5 protein-coding genes are annotated in these 5,747 nt (G+C 44.6%); 2 read left to right on the top strand and 3 right to left on the bottom strand.

Annotation, left to right across the window (positions count from 1 at the left end; all coding sequences use genetic code 11):
• Positions 1–256 precede the first annotated feature (256 nt).
• The gene (locus QUB14_RS25175; RefSeq protein WP_333220392.1) at positions 257–2,050 is read right to left on the bottom strand and encodes a metallophosphoesterase; all 1,794 of its coding nucleotides are present in this window, start codon (positions 2,048–2,050) and stop codon (positions 257–259) included.
• A 288-nt stretch (positions 2,051–2,338) separates the two neighbouring features.
• Between QUB14_RS25175 and QUB14_RS25170 the strand changes: the two genes are divergently transcribed.
• Positions 2,339–3,316 carry an acetamidase/formamidase family protein gene (locus tag QUB14_RS25170; protein WP_333220390.1) on the top strand — a complete coding sequence of 326 codons (978 nt, stop codon included), beginning with the start codon at positions 2,339–2,341 and terminating at the stop codon, positions 3,314–3,316.
• Positions 3,317–3,475: 159 nt separating this feature from the next.
• The gene (locus QUB14_RS25165; RefSeq protein ID WP_006630949.1) at positions 3,476–3,760 is read left to right on the top strand and encodes a hypothetical protein; all 285 of its coding nucleotides are present in this window, start codon (positions 3,476–3,478) and stop codon (positions 3,758–3,760) included.
• 252 nt (positions 3,761–4,012) lie between these two features.
• Here the strand turns inward: QUB14_RS25165 and galT are convergent, their stop codons facing one another.
• Positions 4,013–5,035 (bottom strand): galactose-1-phosphate uridylyltransferase, encoded by a 1,023-nt coding sequence (gene galT / locus QUB14_RS25160; RefSeq protein WP_333220388.1) that lies wholly within the window; start codon positions 5,033–5,035, stop codon positions 4,013–4,015.
• Between the two features lie 246 nt (positions 5,036–5,281).
• The coding region (locus QUB14_RS25155; RefSeq protein ID WP_445251865.1) for a WD40 repeat domain-containing protein at positions 5,282–5,747 on the bottom strand (466 nt) is incomplete at its 5' end.

Below are 5,747 nucleotides of genomic sequence, written 5' to 3'. Positions count from 1 at the left end.
ATGCCTGTTCCACAATAAAATTGAGTTGTGTGGAACGGGCATCTTGCCCGTTGCTAAACAGGTAATTGAGAATAGTGAAACATCTCAGTTTAATCTTACATCTTGCACCATTTTCAAGAACAGGCAAGATGCCTGTTCCACAATAAAATTGAGTTGTGTGGAACGGGCATCTTGCCCGTTGCTAAACAGGTAATTGAGAATAGTGCAACATCTCAGTTCACTCAGATATCTGTAGGGACACGGCAATGCCGTGCCCTTACCTTTCGCACTTAAACTCATCAAACTTCACCACTTCCGACTCGGGTTTCCGCGTATCAAAATAGTAGCTGCTAACCGTACCCTCCCCCGTATCAAAAATAGTAAAAGCCGTAATATCATTGCTATCAATATACGGCAGCGGCCGCCCGTCTTCTGCCAACAAAGGCGCAACAGTCGGCACCACAGGTTCCAATCCGTTCGGATCTCCAATAGCGCTGTAATCTTCCCGATATCCCGGCGGCACAAATCGGCGCTTTTCCCTTGCAAAAGCACCGTAACTGTTGCCCACATTAGAAGTCTCCAAAAAGTGCATTCCGCTGGAACTGACAAATCGATTCCACAAGTGCGAATGTCCGTAAAATACCAACTGCACCCCCGCTGTTTCTAGCAGTGGCACTACATCCCGAATCACATAATCTTGCTGTTTCGGATACTCGTAACGCACCATTTTAATCTCGCCATTCTCAGCGCGATCGACTATTTGTACTGGATCAGTATAAGCAGGTACAATATTGTCACCCAGAGAATGCGGCGGGTAGTGAAACATCACAATTTTATATTTTGCCTGCTGGAATTCCGCACTCTTTAACTCTTTTTGCAGCCAAGTATATTGAGCGCTGCCCTTGACAATCGGCTCAAAAATATGCTGTCCGTATCCCCATTTTTCGGGATTATTAAAATCTTCGTCCCGTTCGCGATACCTGCCTCTTGCACCCGGATCTAAATTCGGAGTCCGCCAGATATTCGCAACATACAAAGTAACTAACCGCACGTCTCCAAAAGTCACAGCATAGTAATTTTTGCCTCTCGGTAAATTGAAAATCTCGTCATAGGTATCGCTATTAAAACTATTGTTTTTTAGCCATATTTCCTGCACAGAAGAGTCATTCTTGGGATTCAAAGAGGCAGCACGTTGAGCGTATACTTTCTCGGCAGCGGCGCGGGGAAAAGGATCGTTAAATTGGTCATCAAGTTTCCTGTTGGTTGCAAAGCGACCCATGATTTCGTGATTGCCAATGGCGGGAAATAAAGGCGCGTGTTGGATCAGTTCGCCGCCGCTGTAAACGGTTTTGATGCCGTTTTTGTCCAGTTCTGAAAATGCGCGACCTTGCAGCGCGGGAAAGAAGGCGCGGCCTCGGTAGTCGTCAAACCATTCAGAAGCGCGATCGGGTATATTAATTAAATCCCCTGCCATAAAAACCGCGTCAACTCTCCCAATTGTTTCGGCTACTTTCTGGAGATTTGCTGCTGTCATAGGCATCAATTGATGGTCAGAAGTGAGGAGGATTTTGAGCGCCATTCCTGCTGCTGGTGTCGGAGAAAGAGTGAAAAGTTTGCTGCTGACAGATGCGCCGTCTTTCCTTTCGCTGGTGACTCGATAAGGAATGCGAACACCGGGCATTAAGTTGGGGACTTCTGCTTCGTGCCGCCAGATTTCGCGGACAATTGGATTGCTGTCAATTATGCTTTGTTTGATTTCATCGGAAATGTGAGAGTCTTTGTCTTCGCGAGTGCGGCTCAGCTTGGTAGTATTTGCCGTCACAGTTTGATTCAAATTTTCGCCGTAAGCAACAGTGTTGCGAGTACCAGCAAACTCGGTAAACCAGACAACTCGCACCGAGTTTACTGTTGGGAGTTGCAAAAACGGATCGGTTAAAAGCTGAGGTTGATTAAGGTAAGATTGCATCATGAAACCTAGCAGTAGGACAATCAAAATCAAAACAGCAAAAAACCAGGGATTGCGGGGCAAATCTCTAGAATTTTTTAATTGATGGGGCAATGGTGTCAACATTAGTCATTAGTTATTAGTCATTAGTCTGAAGAAAAAACAGCCATCGATTTTAGATTCTCGACTGGGAATTTTAAACTACCAACGTTATCAAAAAGTTAAGAAATTAGTAAAATATCTCACATCTAACAAACTTCAACCATTCTTTCACATCTTCTGATCTCTCCATTCTCTTTCTCTGCGCCCTCTGCGCCCTCTGCGGTTCATTAAAAAAAATCTTTCTCAAAAATGCTTGAGACTTGCGATATAACATTCTTAACACCCTTCCTTCAATCTAAAATCTAAAATCCCATGACTCGCCACCTTCTCAAGGCTAACTGCAAAACCGTACACTTGGGCGGTTTCTCTCCAAATATCGAACCTGCTTTAAGCGTCGATTCGGGCGATCGCATCGATATCGAAACCTATTCAGGATATTATGTTGCTGACAAGGCGCCGCCGGAATTTCTCACCCCCGAATTTTTAGATATTTGTCAGAATTTGCCTCCCAACCGCAAAGTTGGGCCGGGGCCCCACTTGCTGACAGGCCCGATTTATGTTAACAATGCCGAACCGGGAGACGTTTTAGAAATTCACATTGAGGATGTTTACCCGAGTTTACCAGTAGGATTCAATGCAATTCGGCCCGGATGGGGAGCTTTACCGGAGTATTTCTCCGAACCTAAATTGCGGTTTATTCCGCTAGATTTAGAGCAAAAAATTGCTGAATTCCCCCCAGCTAGCGGCATTCGGATTCCCCTGCATCCTTTTTTTGGCATTATCGGCGTTGCCAATGCAGAAATTAACCGTTCTTCTATTCCTCCAGAGCGCTACGGCGGCAATATGGACAATCGGGAACTGCAACCAGGAACGCGGTTATTTTTACCTGTTTTTCTGCGCGGTGGTTTACTGTCCATCGGCGACGGACATTCGGCACAAGGAGACGGTGAAGTTGACGGTACTGCCATTGAAACTTCGATGAAGGGAACTATTCAAATCATCTTACGCAAGGATTTTATTCTGCTATTTCCGTTTGCAGAAACGCCCACTCATATTGTGATTATGGGATTCGGTAGAACATTAGATGAAGCGTTTGAGATGGCGGTAAAACAGACGGTTTATTGGCTCCAAACTTTTGCGGGTTTCAAAGAAGAAGATGCTTATGTTTTGTGTTCCATTGCCGTAAATTTTCGGATTACGCAGGCTGTCAACAATCCTCAGAAAGGAGTTCACGGAATGATGCCCAAGTGTATTTTGCCGGAGATAAAAATTATTGGTCACCGAGTTTGATGTAGTATGATAACACGCGATCGACAAAAAACTTAAGATCGCGATCGCACAAACGACACAAATTTGTCACTGCTGTGGTCGATCGGGATCGCGATTCTGTTGACAATTAAGCTTAAAATGGGATAATAAGTTACCAGTTCTACCTAAATCGAACTCAACATGAAAAATCAGACTGACGATGTTGCCAAAAAAGATTTAGTCGATCGAGCTTTTGGGAGTGCAGAAATACCAGATCCGACAGCGTGGGTGCACGAACATTATTTTCTGGCTAATTTCGCTCATACTCTGGCCCACATCCAAGAACATATGTCTGAAGACAGTTGCGAAATCGGCGAGAATGGTGATTCGGGCGAGGAAATATTATCGATCGATGCCAAAATTAGAGATATGTTGAGAGCTACTTTTAGCGACGACGGCTGGCAGTATGTCGAAAGTTTATTGTGAGTTGGGTACAATCCCTAAGTATTTGTACCTTCATAAGTTGAGCTCGTAAATGATACCAGTTTCACAAAAGAATGCAACTGTAGACGGGTGATCTAAACCCTTAGATCCTTCGTTATCCCCAATTTTTTAATCTCAAATATTAAATCTCAAATAATCTCACTTCTCCCCCAAGACAGACTCGCAAATCAGAGTGGCTGCGTGCATTTCCACTACAATTTGACGTAAATTTGACGTATTGTGATGTAGGATACTTTAGATGGGGGGGAAATTACTGTCGCTAGGAATGTCGATCGATCGCAAAAACGCCGCACTTTCTTCCGGCAAAGCAGTATTGATAAACATCCCGCTGCCCAACTCAAACCCAGCTTGCTTGGTGACTCTGGGAATAATTGCAATATACCAGTGAAAGTATTTTGTTGCCCGTTGGGCGATCGGCACCGATCGAACATTATAGTTGTAATCGGGATTGTTCAATCCGTAATAAAGCTTAGCCAGTACAGTTTTCAAAATATCAGCAAGATCGGTAATTTCCGCATCAGTAATTTCATCAAAAGAAGAGGAATGCCGGCGCGGAAAAATCCAAGTGTGAAACGGTGAAAGTGCCGCGTAGGGGATAAAAGCCACAAAATGTTCACTCTCACAAATCACTCTTTCTTTCGCCGCTAATTCATCTTCCAAAGTCCGGCAAAAGAGGCATTCTCCCGTGTCGTCAAAATATCTAATAGCTTCGTCGATGCGACTGCGAAATTGGCTGGGTACAACCGGCGTCGCGGCTATCTGCGAGTGGGGGTGTTCGAGAGAAGTTCCGGCAGTTTCCCCGTGATTTTTGAAGATAATAATTGTTTCAATGTGGGGATTTTTTCTAATTTCTACATAGCGCTGGCGGTATACTAAAAGTATGTTGGCAACTTCTTCCACACTCAACAAAGCTGTCGTCAAATCGTGTCGCGGGTGTTCGACAATTACCTCGTGAACGCCGATTCCCGCCATCGTGCGGTGAATTCCCGATGATATCCTCATCCATTCTGCTGTGGGGGAGAGGGCGGGATATTTGTTATAAATTGCCCTGACTTTCCAGTCAGCGCGATCGCCCAAACGGCAAGTTTCTAAAGTTCCGTCTTCCTCATTTCCCACGCAAAACGGGCAATCGGCACGGTGCGGTGGCACTACGGCAGCCGACTTTTTTTTGTTTGCGAATTGATCCGGTCTTGTCGCCCGTTCGGTGGCGATGATTACCCAATCTCTGGTAATTAGATTTTGTCTAAGTTCAGACATTTTCTTACCTTCAGTTTCCGGGTCAATTTGTCTCTTATTTTAGATACATGATTTGTTATTTGTCATCGCTTTTTTGTAAAATCTTAATAAATCTTGACTTTTAAATTTCCGGCTTGTAGTCTGCTAGATACCCGAATTATTCAATAATTCTGGTGTCTAAAGTGGGTAAAGCTAATAGCAGTTTGAACAAGTGAAAAATCATCGTAAAATCGTTGCTAAATCAAAACCATCCGCGTGGATCAGCCGTTAAGAATTCTCACCAAGCCATTTCCTCCCCCTCGCCAACAACTCGTCCAAACTTTCGATCGGCCAAAACCGCACCTTTCCATCCTCCGAACCTGTTATTAAAGACTTCCCGTCCCGACTAAAACAAATACTATAAATCGGACTTTTCAACTCCACAAAATCTGTCTCACCTTTGAGCAAATTGCCCTTATAGCCGCTAAAGTCAGCCAGTAAATTCCCCTGCAAGTCCCACAATTTGGCTGTCCCGTCATCTGAGGCAGTGGCGATCGTATCTCCTGTGGGGCTAAAACAGACACTTGTTACCGATTTATTATGTCCGGTGAATGTTACCTTGCAGTTGCCTTGCAAGTCCCACAATTTGGCGGTGCCATCATCTGAGGCAGTAACGATCGCCTCTCCATTCGGGCTAAAACTGACACTCCATACCGAGTCATTATGTCCGGTGAATGTTACCTTGCAGTTGCCT

Source organism: Microcoleus sp. B3-D2, assembly GCF_036705345.1.
GTDB lineage: Bacteria > Cyanobacteriota > Cyanobacteriia > Cyanobacteriales > Microcoleaceae > Microcoleus.
This window is presented reverse-complemented; position numbering and strand designations above follow the sequence as displayed.

Excerpts from the sequence above, each read along its gene's own strand:
- QUB14_RS25175 (WP_333220392.1), bottom strand. The coding sequence starts at position 2,050 with ATGTTGACACCATTGCCCCATCAATTAAAAAATTCTAGAGATTTGCCC.
- QUB14_RS25170 (WP_333220390.1), top strand. The coding sequence starts at position 2,339 with ATGACTCGCCACCTTCTCAAGGCTAACTGCAAAACCGTACACTTGGGC.
- QUB14_RS25165 (WP_006630949.1), top strand. The coding sequence starts at position 3,476 with ATGAAAAATCAGACTGACGATGTTGCCAAAAAAGATTTAGTCGATCGA.
- galT (WP_333220388.1), bottom strand. The coding sequence starts at position 5,035 with ATGTCTGAACTTAGACAAAATCTAATTACCAGAGATTGGGTAATCATC.